We start from the raw sequence: 23,134 nt of genomic DNA, 5'->3' as shown, positions 1-23,134 counted from the left end.
GATCAGTCCTTGGAGATCGTGGAGACGAAGTTGGTGTCGAAGCTCGGACCGAGCTTCAGACCCTTCAGCTTCTTCGAATAGCCGGCCACTTCCGTCTGCTGGAAGATGATCACGAAGGGACCACTCGACAGAACCTTCTTCTGCAGGTCCTGATAGATCTCGGCGCGCTTGGCGCTATCCTTTTCGAGGAGCGCCGCCTGCGTTTCCTTCGTCAGCTCCGGCACGTCCCAGGCATTGCGCCAGGCCAGCGTCTTGTTCTTGCCGGCATCGGAATTGTCGTAGTTGATGGTGAAGGTCTCGGCATTCGAGTTCGGGTCGAAATAGTCCGAACCCCACTGGCCGATATAGATGTCATGGGTGCGGGCGCGGTACTTGGTCAGCGTCTGCTTGCCGTCACCCGGAATGATCTGCAGCTTGATGCCGGCCTGCGCCAGCGTCTGCTGCACGCTTTCGGCAATGCCCGTCACAGGCTGCGTGTTGCGCACGTCCATGGTCACGGTGAAGCCGTCCTTCAGGCCGGCCTTGGCCAGCAGTTCCTTGGCCTTGGCAACATCCAGCTTGTAGGGGTTGGAATCGAGCGCACCGAGCTGGCCCTTGGGCAGGAAGGTCTGGTGAATGTCGCCGATACCCTTGATCAGCGTTGCGCCGATCGCATCGTAATCCACGAGATATTTGAAGGCTTCCACCACTTCCGGCTTGGCGAGGTTCGGGTTCTTCTGGTTGAGGCTGAAGTAATAGACGGTGCCCTTCGGCGCCGAGGTGATGGCAAAGCCATCCTTCTTAGAGACGGCGTCCATATCGCCGGGCTCGAGGTTGCGGGCGATGTCGATATCGCCGTTTTCAAGCGCCAGACGCTGGCCGGAGCTTTCCTTCATGTGGCGGTAGACCACGCGCTTCAGCTTCGGCTTTTCGCCGTAATAGTTGGGGTTGGCTTCGAGGATGACCGCCTCGTTGGCCTTCCAGCCGAGGATCTTGTAGGGGCCGGAGCCGGCATAGCCGGTCTTCAGGAACTCGTTGCCGAAATCGGTGTCGTACTTGTAGTCCGCCGTCGGCGTCACCGCCTTGGCCTTGGCCATGACCGCCTTCTTCTCGACCACGGAGGCAACGGTGGCGGTCAGCACGTTGAGCACGAAGCTCGGCGCATAGGGCTTGTCAACCGTCAGCGAGAAGGTCTGGGCATCGACCGCCTTCGCCTTGTCGGCCACGTTGTCACCCTTCAGGCCGAACTGGGTCAGCAGGAAGGCCGGCGACTTGTCGAGCTTGACGGCGCGCTCGAAGGAGAAGGCAACATCCTCGGCGGTGACCGGGCTGCCGGAGGCAAACTTCACACCCGGCTTCAGCTTGAAGGTGTAGGTCAGGCCGTCGGCGGAGGTCGTCCAGCTCTCGGCGAGGTCACCAACCACCTTGGAGGTGTCGTTGATATCGATGGAGACCAGCTTGCTGTAGGTGTTGCCGGTCACTTCCGCCGTCGACAGCTCGAAGGCTTCGCCCGGGTCCAGCGAAATGATGTCGTCGATGGCAAAACCTTCCACCAGCGTGTCGGCCGGCGTCGCGGCAAAGGCGTGCGGTGCCGAAATCATCACCAGCGAAAGGGCGGCGCTGGTGGCCAGGATACGAAGGCTGCGATTGAACGCGTTGATCATGATGGTCCCCTGATTATTATCTGTCTGAGAGCAGTTCGGTCGGAAGGATTCGTCAGCTTGCTTCGTGCCAGGTCTGAGAAAGCACTCTCAGCCAGTTTTCCCGGCACAGCTTGGCGAGATCGTCGGGAGCGTATCCCGCGTTTTTGAGGGCCGCAACCAGTTTCTGGTTGCCGGCGGCATCGGCGATATCCTGCGGCACGGTGGCGCCATCGAAGTCGGAGCCGAGCGCCACGCAGTCGATGCCCATACGCTCCACCATATAGTCGATGTGCTTCACCATCAGGTCGAGGCTGGTATTGGCATCGTCGCGCGCATCCGGCCGCAGCATGGTGACGGCATAGTTCAGGCCGACAAGACCCTGCCGCTCGCGGATCGCATCCATCTGCCGGTCGGTGAGGTTGCGGGCAACGGCGGTCAGCGCATGCGCGTTGGAATGACTGGCGATCAGCGGCTTGTCGGAGGTCTTCGCCACGTCCCAGAAGCCCTTTTCGGTGATGTGGGCGAGATCGATGGCAATCCCCATCTGGTCGCAGAGCTTCACCAGCTCGAAGCCGAGATCGGTAAGGCCTGGCCCCGTATCGGGCGAAACGGGATAGGCGAAGGGCACGCCGTGGCCAAAACTGTTGTGGCGGCTCCAGACCGGTCCGAGCGAGCGCAGGCCGGCCGCATAAAACACTTCGAGCGCCGAAAAATCGGGATCGATTGCCTCGCAGCCCTCCATGTGCAGCACGGCGGCGAAATCGCCATCCGCAACCGACTCGCGAATGGCCTCGGTGGAGCGGCAGATGCGCCAGGCACCGGCCGCGTCGAGCCTGAGCGCCAGCGCGAGTTTTTCCATCGCGATGTCGAGCGAGGGCGAACGCTCCAGGGGGGCGGCAAGCGGCGTGTAGTAATGGCCGCTGGCATCCGGTTCCTTCAGGATCAGATCGCCGGAGGGAATGTAGATGGCGCAGAGCCCGCCGACGAGGCCGCCGGCCCGTGCACGCGGCCCGTCGATATGGCCCTCATGCGTCCCCTTGACGAATTCGGTGACGGGATCGGCACCGTTGCGCATGTTGCGCCACAGCCGCAGGAGAACGTCGTTATGGCCGTCGAAGATGGGTTCCATCAGCAATTTCCGAACTTGCGAATACACATGATCGCGATCCTAGGCCGATCCGGAAAGCGCGGGCAAGACGGAAAGTGCCGCAGCGCACAAGATCCGTGCAGACTACGCAACGGCGCTAGATCCGCCAGCCTTCCTCCCCTGCACGACTGAGCAGAGGGGTTGCGAAAACACCATGGGTGCGACCTGGCCACGGCGCGCCAAACGTTTCCAGCGCGGCGCGCCAGCGATCCGATTGCAGCATGGCCGCACCGATCGCCACCGGCTCCACCCCGACGGCCTGCAAGAGCCTCAGCCCCGCCACGATGGAGGTGCCGCTCGAGATCACGTCATCGATCAGCACGACACGTCGTCCGTCGAGCAGCGGCAGCATGCGCGGATCGACATAGAGGCGTTTCACCTGTTCAGGCGTGGTGATCGAGGACATCGGCACCGAAAGCGCCTCGTCGTACCAGAACTTGCGCGAGGTGCCGCAGGGCACATAGCGCGCATGGCCGAGATGGCGGGCAACGGCAGCGGCCAATGTCAGGCCGAGCGTCGGCAGACCGACCACCACATCCGGTTCAAGGGCGCAGAGCCGGGCCGCGAGATCCGCGGCGAGCGCTTCCACGACGGAGAAACTCGCCTGGTTGATGATCAGCGACGCCAGCGCATGCTGCCCGTCCGAAAGCGGCCGGATGGGAAGGCACAGCTGCCGTCCATCGCCAAGCTCTGCCGGATAAAAGCCGGAAAACGGGCCGGTCGTCGAAAAGCTGCCTGGCGGGTGAAGCGCCTGCCAGAACTCATGGGGGCTCAGCTCATGGGAGGGCAGCTCATGCGGGGAAAAGGTCACGCGAAAACTCCGGCCTCAGGCATAGAAGGGCTCGTCCCGCCAGCGGCCGACTTCCTCGATCAGCCAGTTGCGGAACAGGGCAACGGGGCGAAACGCCATGCGGGTGATGGGCGCCACGACATAATAGGAGCTGGGGCTTCTCACCTGCATCGGCAGTGCCTGCACCAGATCGCCCGCCTGCAACTCCGCCTCGATGAGGAAGAGCGGCATCAGCGCCACGCCGAGGCCGGCACTGCAGGCCTGCCCGACACTTGCGAACTGTTCGAAGCGCATGCCGGGGGACGGCGTGCCGGCCACGCCCTGTGTCTCGAAGAAATGGTCCCAGGCCCCGGGACGCGAGGCCATGTGCAGCAGGGGCAGCGACAGGAGATCCTGCGGCGCCGCAACCGGGTTCTGCCGCAGGAAGGCGGGGCTCGCCACGGGGGCCACCATCTCGTCCATCAGGAAGGTGCAGTCGGCGCCCGGCCAGTTCGGCTGGCCGATATGGATTGCCACATCCAGCCCGTCCTGCTCGAAATCGAAGATGCCGATGCGGGTGGCGAAGTTCAGTGTGATGTCGGGATGGGCGGCCACGAAGCGCGGGATGCGCGGCAGAAGCCAGCGGGTGCCGAAGGTGGGCAGCATGGCGAGATTGAGCGTATCGCCATGCCGTTTGGTCATGGCCTTCAGCGAGGCGTCGCGGATCTGCGACAGCGCGGCGCCGATCGCCTTGGCATAGGCACGGCCCGGTTCCGTCAGCGAAACACCCCGGCTGCTGCGATCGAAGAGCAACAGGCCAAGCTGTTCTTCCAGCCCTGAAATCTGGCGGCTGATCGCTCCTTGCGTCAGTGACAGCTCGTCGGCCGCAGCCGAAAAACTGCCCAGCCGCGCCACGGATTCGAAGGCGGCCAGCGCACTGGTGGAGGGAAGAAGTCGGCGGCTCAGATTGCTCATGGCGCATTCCTATAGCTCATATCGCCGTGAGTAAACGGCGCTTTACGCGGGGACCTGGCTGCCCGATAGTCCGCTCCACAGTTCCGATGGAGGATTTCGACGTGAGCGACCGTGCCGCCTTTTCCTGGGAAGACCCTTTCCTGCTCGACGACCAGCTGACCGAGGACGAGAGGATGATCCGCGAGGCGGCGGCCGCCTTCGCCAAGGCCGAGCTTCTGCCGCGCATCAACGAGGCCTATCTGTCGGAAACCAGCGCGCCGGAACTGTTTCCGCTGATGGGCCAGGCCGGCCTTCTCGGCGTGACCCTGCCGGAAGAGTATGGCGCGGCCAACGCTTCCTACGTCGCCTACGGTCTGGTGGCACGCGAGGTGGAGCGTATCGACAGCGGTTATCGCTCGATGATGAGCGTGCAGTCCTCGCTCGTTATCTACCCCATCTTCGCCTATGGCTCCGATGCGCAGAAGCAGAAATACCTGCCGGGCCTCGTTTCGGGCGAACTCATCGGCTGCTTCGGCCTGACCGAGCCGGATGCCGGCTCCGATCCGGGCGGCATGAAGACGCGCGCCGAAAAGATCGAAGGCGGCTATCGCCTGCGCGGCTCGAAGATGTGGATTTCCAATGCACCGATCGCCGATGTCTTCGTCGTCTGGGCGAAATCGGAAGCGCACAACAACGAGATCCGCGGCTTCGTGCTGGAAAAGGGTATGAAGGGTCTTTCCGCCCCGAAGATCGGCGGCAAGCTGTCGCTGCGCGCCTCGATCACCGGCGAAATCGTCATGGATGGCGTGGAGGTCTCAGAAGACGCGCTGCTGCCGAACGTCTCGGGTCTCAAGGGGCCGTTCGGCTGCCTCAACCGGGCCCGCTACGGCATTTCCTGGGGCGTGATGGGGGCGGCGGAAGATTGCTGGCTGCGCGCCCGACAGTATGGCCTCGACCGCAAGCAGTTCGGCAAGCCGCTCGCCGGCACGCAGCTCTACCAGAAGAAGCTTGCCGACATGCAGACCGAGATCGCGCTCGGGCTTCAGGGCTCGCTTCGCGTCGGCCGGCTGATGGACGAGCACAGGATGGCGCCGGAAATGATCTCCATCGTCAAGCGCAACAATTGCGGCAAGGCGCTCGACATCGCGCGTCAGGCCCGCGACATGCATGGCGGCAACGGCATCCAGATCGAATATCACGTGATGCGCCACGCCCAGAACCTGGAAACGGTCAACACCTACGAGGGCACGCATGATGTGCATGCGCTGATCCTCGGCCGCGCCCAGACCGGCATCCAGGCTTTCTTCTGAGGGCACAGCGAGACTCGCGCCATCTGTGACGGCAGCTCACCCTGCCGTCATATTTATTTAATCATACTTTTTCCGGCTGCCGTTGATTGTCGGTTCCAATTGTCCTACGTCAGGGGCCGAACCATCCGTCGCGGCGCTGCCTCTCCCAGGCCATCCTCCCGGTCCGCGACTTACCGAGCCTAACGAGGTCATCATGCACAGCTATCCCGACGTCCAACTTTTCATCGCAGGCGAATGGCGCGACGCCATCGGCGGCAAGACCATTCCCGTGGAAGATCCCGCGACGCAGGAGATCATCGGCAAGATCGCCCATGCGGAAAAGGCTGACCTCGACCTCGCGCTGGAAGCCGCCGACAAGGGCTTCAAGATCTGGCGTGATACCTCTGCCTTCGAACGCTCGAAGATCATGCGCAAGGCGGCGGACCTGCTGCGCGAGCGCATCGACTACATCGCCTGGCTGATGACCCGCGAACAGGGCAAGCCGATCGCCCAGTCGAAGGGCGAAATCAACAATGCGGCCGACACCATCGACTGGTTCGCCGAAGAAGCTCGCCGCACCTATGGCCAGATCATTCCGGCCCGCTTCGGCGGTGTCTCCAACATGGCGATCAAGCTGCCGGTCGGCCCGGTTGCCGCGTTTACGCCGTGGAACTTCCCGATCAACCAGATCGTGCGCAAGCTTTCGGCTGCCGTCTCCGTCGGCTGCTCCATCATCATCAAGGCGCCTGAAGAAACCCCGGCTTCGCCGGCCGAACTCATCCGCGTCTTCGCCGATGCCGGCATCCCGGCCGGCGTCGTCAACCTGGTCTATGGTGTTCCGGCCGAAATTTCCGAGTACCTGATCCCGCATCCGGTCATCCGCAAGATCTCGTTCACCGGCTCGACCCCGGTCGGCAAGCATCTGGCAGCGCTTGCCGGCAAGCACATGAAGCGCGCCACGATGGAACTCGGTGGCCATGCCCCGGTCGTCGTCTTCAACGATGCCGATCTGGACAAGGCGATCGAAGTGTCGGCGGCAGCCAAGTTCCGCAATGCCGGCCAGGTCTGCGTCGCTCCGACCCGCTTCCTGATCCAGGACGGCGTTGCCGACCAGTTCATCGAAGGCATCGTGAAGTATGCCGAGAACATCAAGGTCGGCAACGGCCTCGAGGCTGACGTGACCATGGGCCCGCTCGCCAACGAGCGCCGCATCCCGGCCATGGAAGACATGATCAACGACGCCGTCTCGAAGGGCGCTGTTCTCCGGACCGGCGGCAAGCGCATCGGCAACAAGGGCCATTTCTTCGAGCCGACCGTGCTGACCGACGTTCCGACCTCGGCCAAGATGATGAACGAAGAGCCGTTTGGCCCGATCGCGATCGTCAACCGGTTCTCGACGCTGGACGAGGCGATGGACGAATCGAACCGCCTGCCCTTCGGCCTCGCATCCTATGCCTTCACCTCGTCAGTGAAGACCGCGCATGCGCTCGGCCAGCGTCTGGAAGCCGGCATGCTGACCATCAACCACAATGGCTTCGCCATTCCGGAAGTGCCGTTCGGCGGCGTGAAGGATTCGGGCTACGGCACCGAAGGCGGCTCGGAAGCCGTCGATGCCTACCTCGAAACCCGCTTCGTCAGCCAGATGAGCTAAGCTTTCTGCCTGTCACGGCAGGGAAAGGCGTCGGGAAGCCGGCGCCTTTTTTGTTGGTCGCGTATTGAGAAGAAAGCCCCTTCTGGCTGCCGCCATCTCCCCCACAAGGGGGGAGAGCGCAGGTGGCTGGGGCCTGCACCAATCATTGAGCTACAGTCAATTCTGTCCCCCATCTGCTGTCACGGCCAGGAGCGCGTTGGCGGAAGGGCAGGGCTTTGCCACATGGTGTCTCCCCCTTGTGGGGGAGATGGCGGCAGCCAGAGGGGGACTTTTGCCAGATATCACGCCAGCGAAAACACCTTGGCCCGCCGCAGCGTGACGAAGCCAGCCTCGCCGGCGACAATCGCACGCTCCGGCTCCACGTCGAATTCCAGCGGTTCGCCAGTCGCGGCAAGCGCGATAACGCGGCGCTCGCCGGGACGATCGAGAACGCGGGTCACGGTTGCGGCCACACCCGGTCCATGGGTCGACCAGTCGAGATCGCGCGGCCGGGCAAAGATTTCAGCCGGACCATCGGCCACGCCGGGCGCCTCGATCTCGGTGCCACCGGCAATGGCCCGCCCCGCCCTCACCTCGCCCGCCAGACGGTTGGCATCGCCCAGGAATTTCAGCACGAAGGGATCGCGGGGATCGCGGCACACTTCCTGCGGCGTACCCTGCTGCACGATGCGGCCTTCCTTCAGGATCACCACGCGATCGGCGAGATCCAGCGCCTCTTCCTGATCGTGGGTGACGAAGATGGTGGTGATGCCGAGTTCCTGATGGATCTCGCGCAGCCATCGGCGCAGATCGTGGCGCACATTGGCATCGAGCGCGCCGAAGGGTTCGTCGAGCAGCAGCACCTTCGGATCGACGGCCAGTGCACGGGCAAGCGCCACGCGCTGGCGCTGGCCGCCGGAGATCTGGCCGGGAAAGCGGTCACCGAGCCCGTCCAGCCGGACCAGCGCCAGAAGCTGTCGAACGCGGGCAGCGATCTCCGCCTTGCTGCGCTTCACCTTCGACACGCTCATGCCGAAGCCGATGTTTTCCGCCACCGTCATGTGCGGGAACAGCGCGTAATGCTGGAAGACGAAGCCGACACCCCTGTCGCGCACCGGGATGTCGGTTGCATCCTGATCGCCGAAATGGATGTGGCCGCCATCGGCATATTCGAGGCCGGCCACCATGCGCAGGATCGTCGTCTTGCCGGAACCGGAGGGACCAAGCAGCGCGACCAGTTCGCCGCTTTCGATCTCCAGCGAAACGCCGTGCACGGCGCGAAACGTGTCGAAGGTCTTGATGACGTTGTCGAGGCGGATCTTCATGGACGGGTTCCTTCGGAGGCCGGCGGGCTAGCCAGCGCCTTGCGGCGACCGGCACCGCGGCGTTCGAGCGAGACCTTGGCAATGATGGTGAAGACGGCAATGACCGCCAGAATGGAGGCGGAGGCGAAGGCGCCGGCCGCCTGATAATCGTGATAGAGCAGCTCGATATGCAGCGGCAGCGTGTTGGTCTGGCCGCGAATATTGCCGGAGACGATGGAGACCGCGCCAAACTCGCCCATCACGCGGGCGTTGCAGAGCACGACGCCGTAGAGCAGCGCCCACTTGATGTTGGGCAGCGTCACGGCCAGGAAGGTGCGCCAGCCGGAAGCCCCGAGCGAGGTTGCAGCCTCCTCAAGGTCGCGGCCCTGCGCCTGCATCAGCGGGATCAGCTCGCGCGCCACGAAGGGTGCGGTCACGAACATGGAGGCGAGCACGATGCCGGGCAAGGCAAACAGGATCTTGATGTCATGCTGGTCGAGCCAGGGGCCGAACAGGCCCTGCAGGCCGTAGACGAAGAGATAGGCCACACCCGCCACAATGGGCGAGACGGAAAAGGGGATCTCGATCACCACCAGCAGCAGGCGCTTGCCGGGGAAATCGAACTTGGTGATCGACCAGGCGGCGGCGATCCCGAAGGCGGTGTTGACCGGCACGGCGATCAGCGCGGTGACCACCGTCATCATGATGGCGTGGCGGGTGTCGGGATGGGCAAGCGTGGCGATATAGGCCTGCCAGCCCTGCCGGAAGGCCTCGACACCGATGACGATCAGCGGCGCCAGGATCAGCAGCGCGCCAAGCACCAGCACGATGCCGATCAGGCTGCGGCGAAACAGCGGATGATCGCCGATGCGCGGCGGCTTGCGGCCATGACGGGTGTGGCTCATGGTCTATCCCTTCACCGTATAGCGCAGCGCCCGCGCCTGCAGCGCATTCGTCACCGCCAGCATCAGGAAGGCCGCGATCAGCAGCACGGAAGCAATCGCCGCGGCCGCCTGATAGTCATATTCCTCCAGCCGGATGAAGATCAGCAGCGCGGTGATTTCCGTCTTCATCGGCTGGTTGCCGGCAATGAAGATGATCGCACCGAATTCACCGAGCGAGCGGGCAAAGGACAGCGAGGTGCCGGCAAGCAGCGCGGGGCTCAGCAGCGGCAGGATGACCTTGCGGAAGATCGTAAAATCGGAACCGCCGAGCGACTGGGCCGCCTCCTCCAGCGCCGGATCGAGATCCTCCAGCACCGGCTGGACCGTGCGCACGATGAAGGGCAGGCTGGTGAAGGTCATGGCGACCAGGATGCCGAGCGGCGTATAGGCAACGGAAATGCCGAGCGGCGCAAGGGCGGCGCCGAACCAGCCATGGACGGAAAACAGCGCCGTCAGCGAAATGCCGGCGACCGCCGTCGGCAGCGCAAAGGGCAGATCCACCATGGCATCGACGATGCGCCGGCCGGGAAAACGGTAGCGGGTCAGCACCCAGGCGAGCGCCAGCCCGAAGAATAGGTTGAAGACGGTGGCCCCCAGCGCCGCCAGAACGGTGACACGGTAGCTCGCCACCGCGCGCGGCGACGAGACGATCGACCAGTAATCGGCCGGACCGAGGCTGGCCGCCTTCACCGCCAGCGCCGCCAGCGGCAGCACCACGATCAGGCCGACATAAAAGAGAGTGAGCCCGAGCGACAGGCGCAGCCCGGGCAGGACATGGCGTTTCACGTTCCGCTTCCCGTATTCTCGCAGGAAACCCGGCAGGTTTCCCTGCCGGGTTTCGACCCTTGGGAGGTGATGATTATGCTCAACGGTTGCCGTACAGCTGGTCGAGCACCGCGCCGGAAGCGAAGTGATCCTTCTGGACCTTGTCCCAGCCGCCGAAGACATCCTCGACCTTCACGAGGCGGACGGCGGGGAAATCGGCGGCGAATTCGGCCTTGACCTTCGGATCCTGCACGCGGTGGCCAAACTGGGCCGCCACCCGCTGGCCCTCCTCGCTGTAGAGGAAGGAGAGGTACTTTTTCGCCAGTTCCTCGGTCCCGTGCTTCTTGGCAACCTTGTCCACCACGGCGACGGGGAATTCGGCGAGCAGCGAAACGGACGGGATGACGCTTTCCACCTTGTCGGTGCCATACTGCTTGGCGATGCCGCGCGTTTCCGCCTCGAAGGTGATCAGCACGTCGCCGATCTGGCGCTCCACAAAGGTGGTGGTGGCGGCGCGTCCGCCGGTATCGAAGACCGGAACGTTGTCGAAGATCTTCTTCACGAAGGCTTCCACCTTCTTCTCGTCGCCGCCGAAGGCTTCCTTCGCATAGGCGGTGGCGGCCAGATAGGTGTAACGGGCATTGCCCGAGGTCTTCGGGTTGGGGAAGACAACCTTCACGTCATCGCGTGCGAGATCGTTCCAGTCCTTGATCTTCTTCGGATTGCCGGCGCGCACCAGGAAGGAGGGGAAGGAGTAGAAGGGCGAGGCCGCATTGGGGAAGTTCTTCTGCCAGTCCTTCGAGACAAAGCCCTGCTTCACCAGAAAATCGATGTCGGTCACCTGATTGAAGGTGACGACGTCGGCTTCCAGACCCTCCACGATGGCACGGGCCTGCTTGGAGGTGCCGGCATGCGACTGGTCGATGGTCACGCCCGGATTCTGCTTGATGAAAGCTTCGTTTTCGGCAGCAAACAGTTCGCGGGCCACATCGTAGGAGGCATTCAGCAGCTTGTTCGGCTGTTCAGCCAGCGCCGGCGCGGCAAGAAGGGCGGCGAGCGCGGTGCCGAGGATCAGAAGGCGGTTCATGCAGGTCTCCGGTCATGTTCAGTGACCCGGACTCTAGCCGTTCGCCTCTGCTGAAACGAGAAACCGCCAACCTGCCGTTGACCGCGGAAGAGGAAATTTCCACTCATTCGGCAACCAAACGGCGATGCCCGTTCCAGCGGGTCGGAACGGGCATCGCCGATATCTCCGGGCGGCAGGGGTGCGCCGCCCGGAAGATCGCGTCACTCGGCAGCAGGGTTCAGGCCGAGCGAGAGCTGATCCTCCCGCCGGTCATCATTGTCGCCGCGGGCGTGTCCCGACGAAGAAGGCTCGCGGCCGAAGAACAGGGCATAGCCGGCGGGCAGCACGAGGATGGTGAGCAGCGTCGCGACCAGGATGCCGCCCATCATCGCATAGGCGAGCGGACCCCAGAACAGGCCGCGCGAGATCGGGATCAGCGCCAGCACCGCAACCAGCGCCGTCAGCATGATCGGCCGGAAGCGCCGCACGGCGGAGCCGACGATCGCCTCGCGCCGCGGCATGCCGCTCGCAATATCCTGGTCGATCTGGTCGACGAGGATGATCGAGTTGCGGATAATGATGCCGAGCAGCGCGATGACGCCGAGGATCGCCACGAAGCCGAACGGCGCGCCGGTGATCAACAGGGCGGCAGCCGCCCCGATGATGCCGAGCGGCCCGGTCGCCAGCACCAGCATGGCCTTGCCGAAATGCTGCAGCTGGATCATCAGCAGGACCAGGATGACGAACAGCATCACCGGCGCCTTGGCGGCAATCGACATCTGGCTTTCGGCGGCATCTTCCGCCCCGCCCTGGATCTCGATCTTGTAGCCGGCCGGCAGCTTTTCGCGCAGATCCGCCATGCCCTGATACATCTTCATCGAGAGGTCGTTGGGCTCGATCCCGTCCGGCACGGTCGCCTTGACGGTGATCGTCGGCAGGCGATCGCGCCGCCATTCGATGCCGTTTTCCTGCACGGGCACCACATGGGCGATCTGCGAGACGGGCACGAAGGCGCCGCTGTCGGTCGGAATGTAGACGCTCTCCACGGCATCCAGCAGGCTGCGGGTGGCGGCCGGTTCGCGGGCCACGATGGAGACGGTTTCCTCGCCATCGCGGAACTGGCCAAGCTCGGCGCCGGTCACGGAGGCATACAGCATCTGGCGGACGCGCTGCGAGGAGACGCCGAGCGCCCGGGCACGGTCCTGATCGATGACAAGCTTCATCGTCGTTACCGGCTCCAGCCAGTCGTCGTGGATGGTGCCGAGCAGCGGGTTGTCGTGGAAGCGCTGCTTCACCTGATCGGCGATCTTCTGCACCTCGGCACGGTCCGGACCGGTGACGCGCATCTGCACGGCCCAGCCGACCGGCGGCCCGAGGAAAAGACGGTCCACCTTGCCGCGCACCGTCGGGAAATCCTCCGCCAGGATCTTGCGCAGCTTCAGGATCAGCCGCTCCCGCTGTTCCAGCCCGTTCGACATCACGAGCAACTGGGCGAAGTTCGGGTTGCGCAGCTGCTGGTCGAGCGGCAGGAAGAAGCGCGGCGCGCCTTCGCCGATGAAGGTGGCGACGAACTTCTTGTCGGGATCGTCCATGATCTTCTCTTCGAGCGCCTTGGCCTGACGCTCCACCTCACCGATCGCAGTTCCTTCCGGCAGCCACATGTCGACCAGGATTTCCGGGCGCGAGGACTGCGGGAAGAAGCTCTGCGGAATGAACTGGAAGGCCCAGAGGCTGGTGCCGAAGGTGAGGAAGGTCGCCATCAGCACGATCAGCCGGTGGCGCACGCACCAGGCCACCGTGGCGCGCAGGCCGCGATAGAAGCGCGTGTCGTAGACATCGTGATGCGTGCCGGCATGCGCCCGTTGCTTCAGGATCATGTAGCCGAGCCAGGGCGTGAAATAGACCGCGACGAACCACGAGGTGACGAGCGCGATGCCGACCACGTAGAACAGGGAGCGGACATATTCGCCGGCGGTGGAATCCGCGAAGCCGACCGGGATGAAGCCCGCGGTGGTGATCAGCGTGCCGGTCAGCATGGGAAAGGCCGTGGAGGAATAGGCGAAGGTCGCCGCATCGAGCTTTTCCAGCCCCTCCTCCAGCTTGCGCTCCATCATCTCGACCACGATCATCGCATCATCGACCAGAAGGCCGAGCGCGATGATGAGCGCACCAAGCGAGATGCGCTGCAACTCGATGCCCAGTTCGTACATGATGGCAAGCGTGGCGGCGAGCACCAGCGGAATGGAGATGGCGATCACGATGCCGGAGCGCCAGCCGATCGACAGCAGTGAGACGACGAGAACGATCACCAGCGCTTCCAGGAGCGCCTGCGTGAATTCGCCGATCGCCTCATGCACGACCTCCGGCTGGTTGGCGATCTGCTCGACAGACACGCCGACCGGCAGTGCGGCCTCGAAGCGCTTGTAGGTCTCGTCCACCCAGGTGCCGACATCGGTCACCTTGTAGCCGTTCTGCATGACGACGCCGACTTCCACCGCATCCTTGCCGTTGAAGCGGAACTTGCGATCGTAAGGATCGACGAGGCCACGGGAAACGGTGGCGATATCACCCAGACGGAACACCTGCGCGCCGCTGCGGATGCGCAGTTCCCGCACGTCTTCCGGCGTGCGCACGCCGCCTTCGACGGTGATGCGCACAGAGCGGCTCGCGGTCTGCACCGTCCCGGCCGGATCCATGTCGTTCTGGCCGGCCAGCGCGCTCTTGACGTCGTTCAGCGTCAGCTGACGCTCGGCGAGCGCTTTCGACGAGATATCGATATAGATTCGCTCCGGCTGGTCGCCGAGGATCGAGACCTTCTCGACGCCCCTGGTGGCGAGCAGCATGTCGCGCGCCTGGATGGCGAACTGCTTCAGCTCCGGATAGGAATAGCCGTCGCCGGTGATGGCATGCAGCGTCACATAGGTATCGCCGAACTCATCGTTGAAATAGGGGCCGAGAAGGCCGCTCGGAAGATCCTGCTCGATGTCGCCGATCTTCTTGCGCACCTGATAGAAGGCATCCTTCACCTGGGCCGCATTGGTATTGCCCTTGATCTGGATGGTGGTGATGGAGAAGCCGGCGCGGGTATAGGATTTCACCCAGTCGAGATGCGGGGTTTCCTGCAGCTTGCGCTCGATCTTGTTGACCACCTGATCCTGCATTTCCTCAATGGAGGCGCCCGGCCAGACGGCCTGCACCACCATGACGCGGAAGGTGAAATCGGGATCTTCCTTCTGGCCCATGTTCATGATGCCAAGACCACCGATGATGATGATCAGGCCGAACAGGAAGCGGCCGATACTCGGATGGGCAATCGCCCAGCGAGACAGGTTGAAGGGCTTCTTGCCGGAAGCCGTCGTGCGAGAGGCGCTCATGGTGTGCGTTTCCTGGTGTGGACGGCGGGATCAGGATTGCTGCGGCTGGCCGGCGGCGGCCGGCTCCTGCGCGTTCTCGACCTCTCCTTCGGAAAGGCGCACCTTCATGTCCTCACGCATGAACTGCGTGCCGGCGGCCACTACCAGATCGCCAGCGGCAATGCCTTCGGTGACGCGGATGCCATCTCCGGCAAAGCCAGCCACGGTGACGGGACGTGGATGCACCGTCTGCGTCTTGCGGTCCACCAGCCAGACGACCGGTCGATCGGACTGGCGCGACAGGGCGGCAAGCGGCAGCACATAGGCGGGCTTGGCATCATCCGCCCTGACGCTGACCGTCGCCGTCATCCCGAGGCGGACGTTCGGGTCGTCCGGCAGGCTGACCCGCACGGCAAAGGTGCGCGACTGGCTGTCGGCACTGCCGGCAACCTCGCGGACCTTGCCCTCCAGCGACAGCCCGCTGTTCGACCAGAAACCGGCCTTTACCACCTTGCCCGGCCGGAATTCGGCAATGTCGTTTTCCGGCACGGCAATCGCCACTTCCTTGGCGCCGTCGCGGGCGAGCGTGATAACCGGCGAACCGGCGGCCAGCACCTGCCCGGCCTCGGCGCTGGTGGCCGTCACGATACCATCCACGTCGGCGGTAAGCGTCGTGTAGGCCACGCGGTTCTGGGCCTGTTCCAGCGCGGATTTCGCCGCATCGCGGGAGGCGACCGCCTGTTCGTGCGACAGCTGGCTCTGCTCCAGCGTCGATTGCGAGGTGATGCTCTTTTCCTGCAGCACCTGGGCGCGGTTCAGCGCCAGGCGGGAAATTTCCACCTGCTTTTCGGCCGAGGCGAGCTGGGCCTCGGCCTGGCGGACGGAAAGCTCGTAATCGACAGGATCGAGGCGGGCGAGCACATCGCCCGGCTTGACGCGCTGTCCGACATCGACCAGCCGCTGGGTGACCTTGCCATCGACGCGGAAGCCCATGGCGATCTCGGTGCGGGCACGCACGGCGCCGGAATACTGCATCTGGCGGCCTTCGTCGGGCTTTGCCACCTCGACCACCTTGACCGGGCGGATGATCGTTTCCGTCTCCGCCTTCTGCTGATTGCAGCCTGCCAGTCCGACAAGGACGAGGCCAAGCCCGATATTCTTCCAGTTCGCCAGTCCCCTGATCGACATGTTCGGCTCCTACCGACGAAATGACCCCCCTGCGGGTCGAGATGACCTGAGCCGGACCGACAGAGGGGCATCATGCCCGCCTCCGGAACGGCGTGAAACACATGCAACAATCCCATCGGGCGGGTCTGGTACGGACCCGCCACGGCATCACTTCAATGCACGGATCATGTATTCGGCGAGCACCAGAGGTTCGACCTCATCCTCACCCCTGCCTTTCTTGGCCACCAGTTGCGGATGGCACAGGGTGACGCCGAAACAGATGAAACATTCGGCGGCAACCATGGGGTCCTGTGCGCGAAACTCACCGGCATCGATCCCCTCGCGAATAAGCCCGGCCAGAAGATGCCGGATACGCGTCAGATGCTCCTCGATGACCGGCCATTGCTGGTCGAGCGCGACCAGCACCATTTCATGGACCCGTTCCTCTTCCAGCATCGTCTCGACGGTGATGCGATGCATCAGGATCAAGTGACTCTTCAACCGCTCCTCGACCGAGCCGGGGCCTGCGGCATTGGCCTTCAGCGCCTCGTACTGCACGCTCAGCATGCGCCTTGCGAGCGCCTGATGGATCTCGGCCTTGGACGAGAAGAAGCGATAGATATTGGCCGGCGACATCGACAGGTCGCGCGCAATGTCAGCCACATTGGTCTTCGAGTAGCCGTAATGCTTGAAGAGGCGCTCCGCCGTATCGAGGATCTTCTCGACATTCTCCTGGCGGGACGCGTCAACGACCTGACTGGAAAGATCACTCATGATAGACACCGAATGATGAATGACGAATTTTGAATTTCGTCAGTCATAACATTTTATACCTTTCTGTCAATCATCCGGATTTTTTCGATCTGTGATGGAACCTTCCGCACTGCCGGCAGTTCGCAAGAGCCGCGGGGTGGGTGATATGCGGAGGGGACCTGATCATGGCCGATGGCCAAACGCTGCGACTGGAGACAGACGACCACTACCGGCTTCTCATCAATGCCTTGACCGACCATGCGATCTACATGGTGGACCCGCTGGGCTATGTCGCGAGCTGGAACCCGGGGGCTGAGCGCGTGAAGGGCTATAGCGCGCACGAAATCATCGGGCAGCATTTCTCCACCTTTTACACTCCTGAGGACCGTGCAGCGGGAGAACCACAGCGCGGGCTTCAAGCCGCCCGGCGGGATGGGCGCTTCGAGAAGGAAGGCTGGCGGGTACGCAAGAATGGTGAACGTTTCTGGGCCAATGTCGTTATCGACGCCATTCACGACGATCAGGGCATGCTTCTCGGCTTTGCCAAGATCACCCGTGACATCAGCGACAAGCACGCCGCCCAGATCCAGCTGTCGCAGGCGCGCGAAGAGCTGTTCCAGGCGCAGAAGATGGAGGCCATCGGCCAGTTGACCGGCGGCATCGCCCACGACTTCAACAATCTCCTGACCGCTATTCTCGGCAGCCTGCAGATGCTGCAGAAGCGCCTGCCACCGGACCCGCAGACCACGCCGCTGGTCACCAATGCGATCCGTGGCGCGGAGCGCGGCGCAGCGCTGACTCAACGCCTGCTCGCCTTTGCCCGCCGGCAGGAACTGGACGTGCGCCCCGTCGATGTGCGCGACCTTGTGGAGGGCATGGTGGAGCTTGCCCGCCGCTCGCTGCCGCCGAATGTGATGATCGACATCGACTGCGACGCAGGGCTGCCGGCCGTCATGACCGATGTCAACCAGCTGGAAACGGCCCTTCTCAACCTCATCGTCAACGCACGCGACGCCATGCCGGGTGGCGGCCTCATCCGCGTGACCGCCCGCGCTCAAGAGATCACCAGACGCACGGGAAAGCTTACGCCCGGCCTTTATGTGGCCCTCTGCGTCATCGATGATGGCGAAGGCATGGATGCCGAGACACTGGCGCGGGCGTCCACGCCGTTTTTTACCACGAAAGGCGTCGGCAAGGGCACCGGGCTCGGCCTTTCCATGGTACAAGGCCTGACGGAGCAATCCGGCGGAGAGCTCAGGCTGACCAGCCTGCCGGGCGCCGGCACGACAGTCACGCTGATGATGCCCGGGCTGGAGAGAGCCGCGGAAGCGACCATGAGGACGGAAGACGCAAGGACGATGATGCAGGATACGCCGGACGCCGGACGCGCACTGACCGTGCTGGCCGTGGATGATGACGCCCTGGTGCTGATGAATACGGGGCTGATGCTGGAGGATCTCGGCCATACGGTGATCGAGGCCTATAATGGCGCCGATGCGCTGGCTGTCGTGGAAAGCGGGCGGGAGATCGACGTTGTCATCACCGACCATTCCATGCCGCGCATGACGGGCGCCGAACTGGCCGGTCGCATCCGGCAGCTGCGTCCGCACCTGCCGATCGTACTGGCAACCGGCTATGCGGAGCTTCCCTCCGGCGAGGGAACCCATCTGCCGCGGCTGCCGAAGCCCTTCACGCAACAGCAGCTGCGCGAACTTCTGGCAAACCTGGCAGCACCCGGCTGAGCGAGCCTGTGCGAACATTTGCGCCTCCCGGCTGTTGGGTCTTCCTACAGCCAGGAGGACAGACAATGGTGTTCAAACCCCAGACCTTTCACGCGGAACAACCGGTGGTGACGGCGGAAAATCCGCCGGATGCCCAACTTGAAACGCGGGTGGCCGAGGCGCTGGCGAGCGCAGGCGGCCTCGACTCGACCAATCTTGCTGTAACGGTTGAGGGAACGACCGTGATCCTGACGGGCAGCGTTCTGCTGCCGGGCGAGAGCGATCGTGCGGCAGAGGTTGCACTCTCGGTGGCTGGCGTCACCTCGGTGACCAACCATCTGCGGGCAAGCGGCACATTCTGACGACCGCAACCGCGAACATGGAAAAGCCCGGAGCGTGACCGTCACGTTCCGGGCTTCCTTCTGCGTTTCCGTCTTTATGCCCGGGACCGCCCGCGGATCCCGTCGGGCGGGCGAAGGTCGCCCGCCCCGCAGGACACCTTATCGCGGCAGGGCGTAGGCGATCACATAGTCGCCGGCTTTGGTGCCGACCGAGCCGTGGCCGCCCGCCACCATCACCACGAACTGGCGCCCGTCCTCCACCGAATAGGTCATCGGGGTGGCCTGTCCGCCAGCCGGAAGGCGTGCCTCCCACAGCTGCTTGCCGGTGGTCAGTTCATAGGCCCGCAGGTAGTTGTCGACGGCCGCACCGAGGAAGGCAACGCCGCCCTTGGTGATCATCGGGCCGCCGATGCCGGGGACACCGAGCTTGAAGGGCAAGGGCAGCGGCGTCATGTCGTAGACTGTGCCGTTCTTCAGCTTGTAGGCGGTCTCGCCGGTGCGCAGATTGGCGCCGGCCACATAACCCCATGGCGGAGCCTGGCAGGGAATCTGCAGCGGGCCGAGGAAGGGCCCCATCTTGACGGCATAGGGTGCGCCGTCATTGCGGTTCAGCCCCTGTTCCGATCCCTTTTCGTCAGACCCCTTCGGCGGCACATCGGCGCGCGGCACAAGCTGCGAGGTGAAGGCGAGATAGGTCGGCATGCCGAACATCACCATGCGTTCCGGATCGACCGCGACCGAACCCCAGTTGAAGGTGCCGAAATTGCCGGGATAGACCAGCGTGCCCTGCAGCGAGGGCGGCGTGTACTGCCCCTCGTATTTCAGCTGCTTCAGCCGGATGCGGCAGACCATTTGGTCGAACATGGTGACACCCCACATGTCGCGCCCTTCGAGTGTGCGCGGCCGGAAGGTGAGCGCGGTGACCGGCTGGGTCGGCGCGCTGTGATCCTCGGGGATCGCTCCGCCCGGCGCCGGGATCTCGCGGATCGGCTGCAGCGGCTCGCCGGTGCGCCGGTCGAGCACATAGATATCCCCCTGCTTGGTGGGACCGACCAGCGCCGGCACCGGCGTGCCATCCGGCTTGGTGATGTCCACCAGCACCGGCTGGGCGGGCACGTCCATGTCCCAGAGATCGTGATGCACGGTCTGGCGCACCCAGCGGTCCTGCCCGGTATTGATGTCGAGGGCGACGATGGAGGAGGAGTATTTTTCCACGCTGTCTGAGCGGTTCATGCCGAGCTGGTCGGGCACCTGGTTGCCGAGCGGAATATAGACGAGGCCCAGCTTTTCATCGACGCTGAACACCGACCAGCTGTTGGGTGAATTGGCCGTATAGGTCTGGCCCTGCGGGAGGGGCTGCGTCTGCGTCGGATTGCCGGAATCCCAGTTCCAGACGAGCTGGCCGGACTTCACGTCGAAGGCGCGGATGACGCCGGACTGTTCCTGCGTCGAATAGTTGTCGTTGACGGCACCGCCGATGATGATCTTGCCTGCCGCAATCACCGGCGGCGAGGTGGAGTAATAATAGCCGGCCGGATTGTAGGGCATGCCCTGTTCCAGATGCAGGACGCCGTTATCGGCAAAGGTTGTGCAGACTTGGCCGTTCGTCGCATCGAGCGCGATCAGGCGCGCATCGGAGGTGGGCAGATAGACGCGGGTGGCGCAAGCGGTGCCGGGCTGAGCGGCCGGATCGGCGAAATAGGTCACGCCGCGGCAGGTCTGGTGCTGGCGGTCGGGGTTCAGCCCGACATTCGGATCATATTTCCACTGCTGCTTGCCGGTTGTCGCGTCGATGGCGATCGCCCAGTTGTGCGGTGTGCAGAGATAGAGGGAATTGCCGACCTTCAGCGGCGTCACCTGATAGGTCGTCTCGCCAACATCGTCCGGCAGCTTCACATCGCCGGTCTGGTAGCGCCAGACTTCCTTGAGGTTTGCCACGTTCTGGACATTGACCTGGTCGAGCGGCGAGTAGCGCTGGCCATAGGGCGTGCGTCCGTACTGGTGCCATTCGCCGGGCGGAACATTGCCCCCGAGATCGGGCGCAGCAGCAATCTTGTCTTCCGGCAGCCGGCCTTCCATGTCGGTGGAATTGGCGAGCATCGAAAAGATCGCGACGGCGATCGCCAGAACCACGGCAATGGCAAGCGGACCGGCACCGGCGCCATAGCGCGCGCCGGTGTTGGGGCTTGTAAAGCCGAGCGGGCGGCGGATCCACGGCGTCAGCAGCCAGAGGCCGAGTACGATGACCACGCCACCGCGCGGCCCGAGCTGCCACCAGTCGAAGCCGACCTCCCAGATGGCCCAGATCAGCGAGCCGATGACGATGAGGGAATAAAGAAGAAGCGCTGCGGAACGGCGCAGGAAAAGCAGGATGGCCGTCACCAGAAAGGCGATGCCGGTGATGAGGTAATAGGCGCTGCCGCCCAGCATCAGAAGCTGAGCGCCACCGCCTGCCAAGGCAATCCCTATCAAGGCGAACAGGATCGCAGTGATCGTAACAGACATATGAGAAATCCCGAAAGTGCGAAGGGCGAACAAGGCTTTTTTGGGGCCCTACCCGGCCAGTCAACTTCCGGAGGCGCGGAAGGTTCCATCCAACAACGAGGCTTCGCCCTGCCGTATGCGGCAGACGATCGGCCCGCTCGTCTTTGCATGAATCCGGCCCGTTGCGGCGACGGACGGGATCAGTCCTCGCCCAGTTCCTGCAGGATCTGGTGGCGCGCGCGGTTCAGCCGGCTCTTGACCGTGCCGATGGCACACTCGCAGATCTCGGCGGCCGACTCGTAGCTCTCGCCCAGAATGGCCACCAAGGTGAGGACCTCCCGATAATGGGGCGGAAGCTTGGCGAGTGCGCGCTGCACCTCCCGGACGCGCGCCTGCACCTCCTGCGTTGCCTCCATCGGCGTATCGCCGGAGACGGCCTCCTCCAGGCCCGGCGCCTCGCGGCCAAGCACCTTGGCGCGGGTATAGAAGGTGTTGCGCATGATGGTGAAGAGCCAGGATTTCAGCTTGGTTCCCGGCTCGAACTTGTCGAGGTTGGCCAGCGCCTTCATCAGGGTCTCCTGCACCAGATCGTCCGCATCCGAGGGATTGCGGCAGAAGGTACGGGCAAAGGCACGCAGGGCGGGGATGAGTCTGACAATGTCTGCGCGTGCAGGATCGCGACTCAACTGTGATTCGGACACCGTTGCAAACCTCTCCAATAAGGGGGGTGGGATCGAGGTGGCAAACGTCGCGCATGCGCATTTAGTTCCGCCCGCCTCCACCATTCGCGGTTGTCGACCGCACCAGTCCGGGACACGCCTGACTGCAGGAACAAAGACCTTGCCTCTTCCGTTTGCACGAGGACCCAGACAGCAAACCGGAAAGGGAGACTCCATGAGCATTGTTGGCACACAGGTGATCACCGAAGGCAGCGGCAATGACGGCTTTACGGTGGAATTCATCGAGCAGAGCGGCGACGTCATCTCCGTCAGCCTGCGCTCGCAGGGTGAGGCGGTGAATCGTACCAATGCAGTGGCAAGGGCAAAGGCATTGCTTGCACGCGTCATCCATGACGACGACCTGCCCGAGGAAATGATGGAAGGCAAGGACCAGGACGGACGCACCGCGACCCTTGCCGGAGACAGCGGTCGGCAGGGCAAGGCGCAGAAACTGGAGGAGCAATTGCAGGAAGGGCTGGAAGATACATTCCCCGCAAGCGACCCGGTTTCGGCTTCGATCACCTCCATTCCCGGCCGTCATGGTCGTGGGTGACGGCGACCGGGATACAACGCCCGGGCGACAAGCGATCGGCCGGGCTTCCTCCCTCGCTCCAATACCATTGACAAACGGGACCTTTCCGCGCTTTCCAATAGTTTGACATGAATGCTTCTTTCAACCGGCGGCGATGCGTCGCCAGAGGAGGCAGTCTTCAGACACAGGTTTCGCCGAGGGGTCGCAATGAACGAGACTACCGACAAGACTGCGACCGGCCTGAAGTCCGGGCCGTCCGAGCTTGGCGCCAGCGTCAGTCGCAAGGTTGCCGGTCTGCTTGCCGAAATCGAAAAGGAAACGGTTCCCGACAGGCTGATGGAACTGGCGCTGGAACTGCAGAAGGCGCTGAACGACAAGCAAAACCTCAAGGCGTAAACCGGCCGGTCATCGCCTTTCATGGCGCGTCTCTCCGTGGCACGTGATCTCAGGCCATGCTGATCCGGCCGTGTCCCGATCACGTCACCGGATAGAAGGCGGACGTCTTTCCGGCGGTCATATCCTTCGGAAGGCTTTCGGACCGGGCCTCCTTCGTCGCCACCGCGCTCCCTGCCAT

Annotated in this window: 19 protein-coding genes; 6 read left to right on the top strand and 13 right to left on the bottom strand. The window is 63.7% G+C overall.

What is annotated here, in order from left to right; all coding sequences use genetic code 11:
- Positions 1 to 2: 2 nt before the first annotated feature.
- The 4 genes from F3H95_RS05415 to F3H95_RS05400 form a co-directional block, all read right to left on the bottom strand.
- Entirely contained in the window at positions 3 to 1,643 is a 1,641-nt protein-coding gene (locus F3H95_RS05415; RefSeq protein WP_149745201.1) for an ABC transporter substrate-binding protein, read from the bottom strand.
- Positions 1,644 to 1,695: 52 nt separating this feature from the next.
- A complete protein-coding gene (locus F3H95_RS05410; protein ID WP_149745200.1) occupies positions 1,696 to 2,751 on the bottom strand; it encodes a dipeptidase in 1,056 nt (351 codons plus the stop codon).
- Positions 2,752 to 2,866: 115 nt separating this feature from the next.
- A complete protein-coding gene (locus F3H95_RS05405) occupies positions 2,867 to 3,580 on the bottom strand; it encodes a phosphoribosyltransferase (protein WP_149745199.1) in 714 nt (237 codons plus the stop codon).
- A gap of 15 nt (positions 3,581 to 3,595) precedes the next feature.
- A complete protein-coding gene (locus F3H95_RS05400) occupies positions 3,596 to 4,513 on the bottom strand; it encodes a LysR family transcriptional regulator (protein WP_143125314.1) in 918 nt (305 codons plus the stop codon).
- A 101-nt stretch (positions 4,514 to 4,614) separates the two neighbouring features.
- On the opposite strand from F3H95_RS05400, the gene F3H95_RS05395 reads away from it, so the two are divergent.
- Together F3H95_RS05395 and F3H95_RS05390 are read left to right on the top strand one after the other, a co-directional pair.
- Positions 4,615 to 5,802: an acyl-CoA dehydrogenase gene (locus tag F3H95_RS05395; RefSeq protein WP_143125315.1), complete on the top strand. Its 1,188-nt coding sequence runs from the start codon at positions 4,615 to 4,617 to the stop codon at positions 5,800 to 5,802.
- Positions 5,803 to 5,995: 193 nt separating this feature from the next.
- Complete coding sequence (locus tag F3H95_RS05390; protein ID WP_149745198.1) at positions 5,996 to 7,432, top strand: NAD-dependent succinate-semialdehyde dehydrogenase; 1,437 nt, start codon at positions 5,996 to 5,998, stop codon at positions 7,430 to 7,432.
- Positions 7,433 to 7,713: 281 nt separating this feature from the next.
- On the opposite strand, the gene F3H95_RS05385 is transcribed toward F3H95_RS05390, so the two are convergent.
- The 7 genes from F3H95_RS05385 to F3H95_RS05355 form a co-directional block, all read right to left on the bottom strand.
- A complete protein-coding gene (locus F3H95_RS05385) occupies positions 7,714 to 8,736 on the bottom strand; it encodes a sulfate/molybdate ABC transporter ATP-binding protein (protein ID WP_149745197.1) in 1,023 nt (340 codons plus the stop codon).
- Positions 8,733 to 9,620, bottom strand: coding sequence for a sulfate ABC transporter permease subunit CysW (gene cysW / locus F3H95_RS05380; protein WP_149745196.1), 888 nt, complete (start codon positions 9,618 to 9,620; stop codon positions 8,733 to 8,735). Before cysW ends, F3H95_RS05385 begins: the two co-directional genes overlap by 4 nt.
- A 3-nt stretch (positions 9,621 to 9,623) precedes the next feature.
- On the bottom strand, positions 9,624 to 10,445 hold the full coding sequence (gene cysT / locus F3H95_RS05375) for a sulfate ABC transporter permease subunit CysT (RefSeq protein WP_244617896.1): 822 nt from the start codon (positions 10,443 to 10,445) through the stop codon (positions 9,624 to 9,626).
- Between the two features lie 79 nt (positions 10,446 to 10,524).
- Positions 10,525 to 11,511, bottom strand: a complete 987-nt coding sequence (gene cysP, locus F3H95_RS05370) for a thiosulfate ABC transporter substrate-binding protein CysP (protein WP_149745195.1) — start codon at positions 11,509 to 11,511, stop codon at positions 10,525 to 10,527.
- 200 nt (positions 11,512 to 11,711) lie between these two features.
- Positions 11,712 to 14,864 (bottom strand): efflux RND transporter permease subunit, encoded by a 3,153-nt coding sequence (locus tag F3H95_RS05365; protein ID WP_149745194.1) that lies wholly within the window; start codon positions 14,862 to 14,864, stop codon positions 11,712 to 11,714.
- Positions 14,865 to 14,894: 30 nt separating this feature from the next.
- Positions 14,895 to 16,031 carry an efflux RND transporter periplasmic adaptor subunit gene (locus F3H95_RS05360; RefSeq protein ID WP_149745193.1) on the bottom strand — a complete coding sequence of 379 codons (1,137 nt, stop codon included), beginning with the start codon at positions 16,029 to 16,031 and terminating at the stop codon, positions 14,895 to 14,897.
- Between the two features lie 147 nt (positions 16,032 to 16,178).
- Positions 16,179 to 16,784 (bottom strand): TetR family transcriptional regulator, encoded by a 606-nt coding sequence (locus F3H95_RS05355; protein ID WP_149745192.1) that lies wholly within the window; start codon positions 16,782 to 16,784, stop codon positions 16,179 to 16,181.
- Positions 16,785 to 16,948: 164 nt separating this feature from the next.
- On the opposite strand from F3H95_RS05355, the gene F3H95_RS05350 reads away from it, so the two are divergent.
- Entirely contained in the window at positions 16,949 to 18,505 is a 1,557-nt protein-coding gene (locus tag F3H95_RS05350; RefSeq protein ID WP_149745191.1) for a PAS domain-containing sensor histidine kinase, read from the top strand.
- Between the two features lie 65 nt (positions 18,506 to 18,570).
- Positions 18,571 to 18,846: a BON domain-containing protein gene (locus tag F3H95_RS05345; protein WP_149745190.1), complete on the top strand. Its 276-nt coding sequence runs from the start codon at positions 18,571 to 18,573 to the stop codon at positions 18,844 to 18,846.
- Between the two features lie 138 nt (positions 18,847 to 18,984).
- Here F3H95_RS05345 and F3H95_RS05340 read toward each other — a convergent pair whose 3' ends face one another.
- Both F3H95_RS05340 and F3H95_RS05335 read right to left on the bottom strand, forming a co-directional pair.
- Positions 18,985 to 21,330, bottom strand: a complete 2,346-nt coding sequence (locus F3H95_RS05340) for a glucose/quinate/shikimate family membrane-bound PQQ-dependent dehydrogenase (protein WP_149745189.1) — start codon at positions 21,328 to 21,330, stop codon at positions 18,985 to 18,987.
- Positions 21,331 to 21,509: 179 nt separating this feature from the next.
- Positions 21,510 to 21,995 carry a sigma-70 family RNA polymerase sigma factor gene (locus F3H95_RS05335; protein ID WP_244617895.1) on the bottom strand — a complete coding sequence of 162 codons (486 nt, stop codon included), beginning with the start codon at positions 21,993 to 21,995 and terminating at the stop codon, positions 21,510 to 21,512.
- 208 nt (positions 21,996 to 22,203) lie between these two features.
- Here F3H95_RS05335 and F3H95_RS05330 point away from each other — a divergent pair, with 208 nt between their 5' ends.
- A complete protein-coding gene (locus tag F3H95_RS05330; RefSeq protein ID WP_143125328.1) occupies positions 22,204 to 22,581 on the top strand; it encodes a hypothetical protein in 378 nt (125 codons plus the stop codon).
- Between the two features lie 186 nt (positions 22,582 to 22,767).
- A complete protein-coding gene (locus tag F3H95_RS05325) occupies positions 22,768 to 22,956 on the top strand; it encodes a hypothetical protein (protein ID WP_149745187.1) in 189 nt (62 codons plus the stop codon).
- Positions 22,957 to 23,134 lie beyond the last annotated feature (178 nt).

It is taken from the genome of Rhizobium sp. RU35A, assembly GCF_900156005.1.
Lineage (GTDB): Bacteria > Pseudomonadota > Alphaproteobacteria > Rhizobiales > Rhizobiaceae > Neorhizobium > Neorhizobium straminoryzae.
Note: the sequence above shows the minus strand (reverse complement) of the source record. Positions and strands in the feature narration are given on the sequence as shown.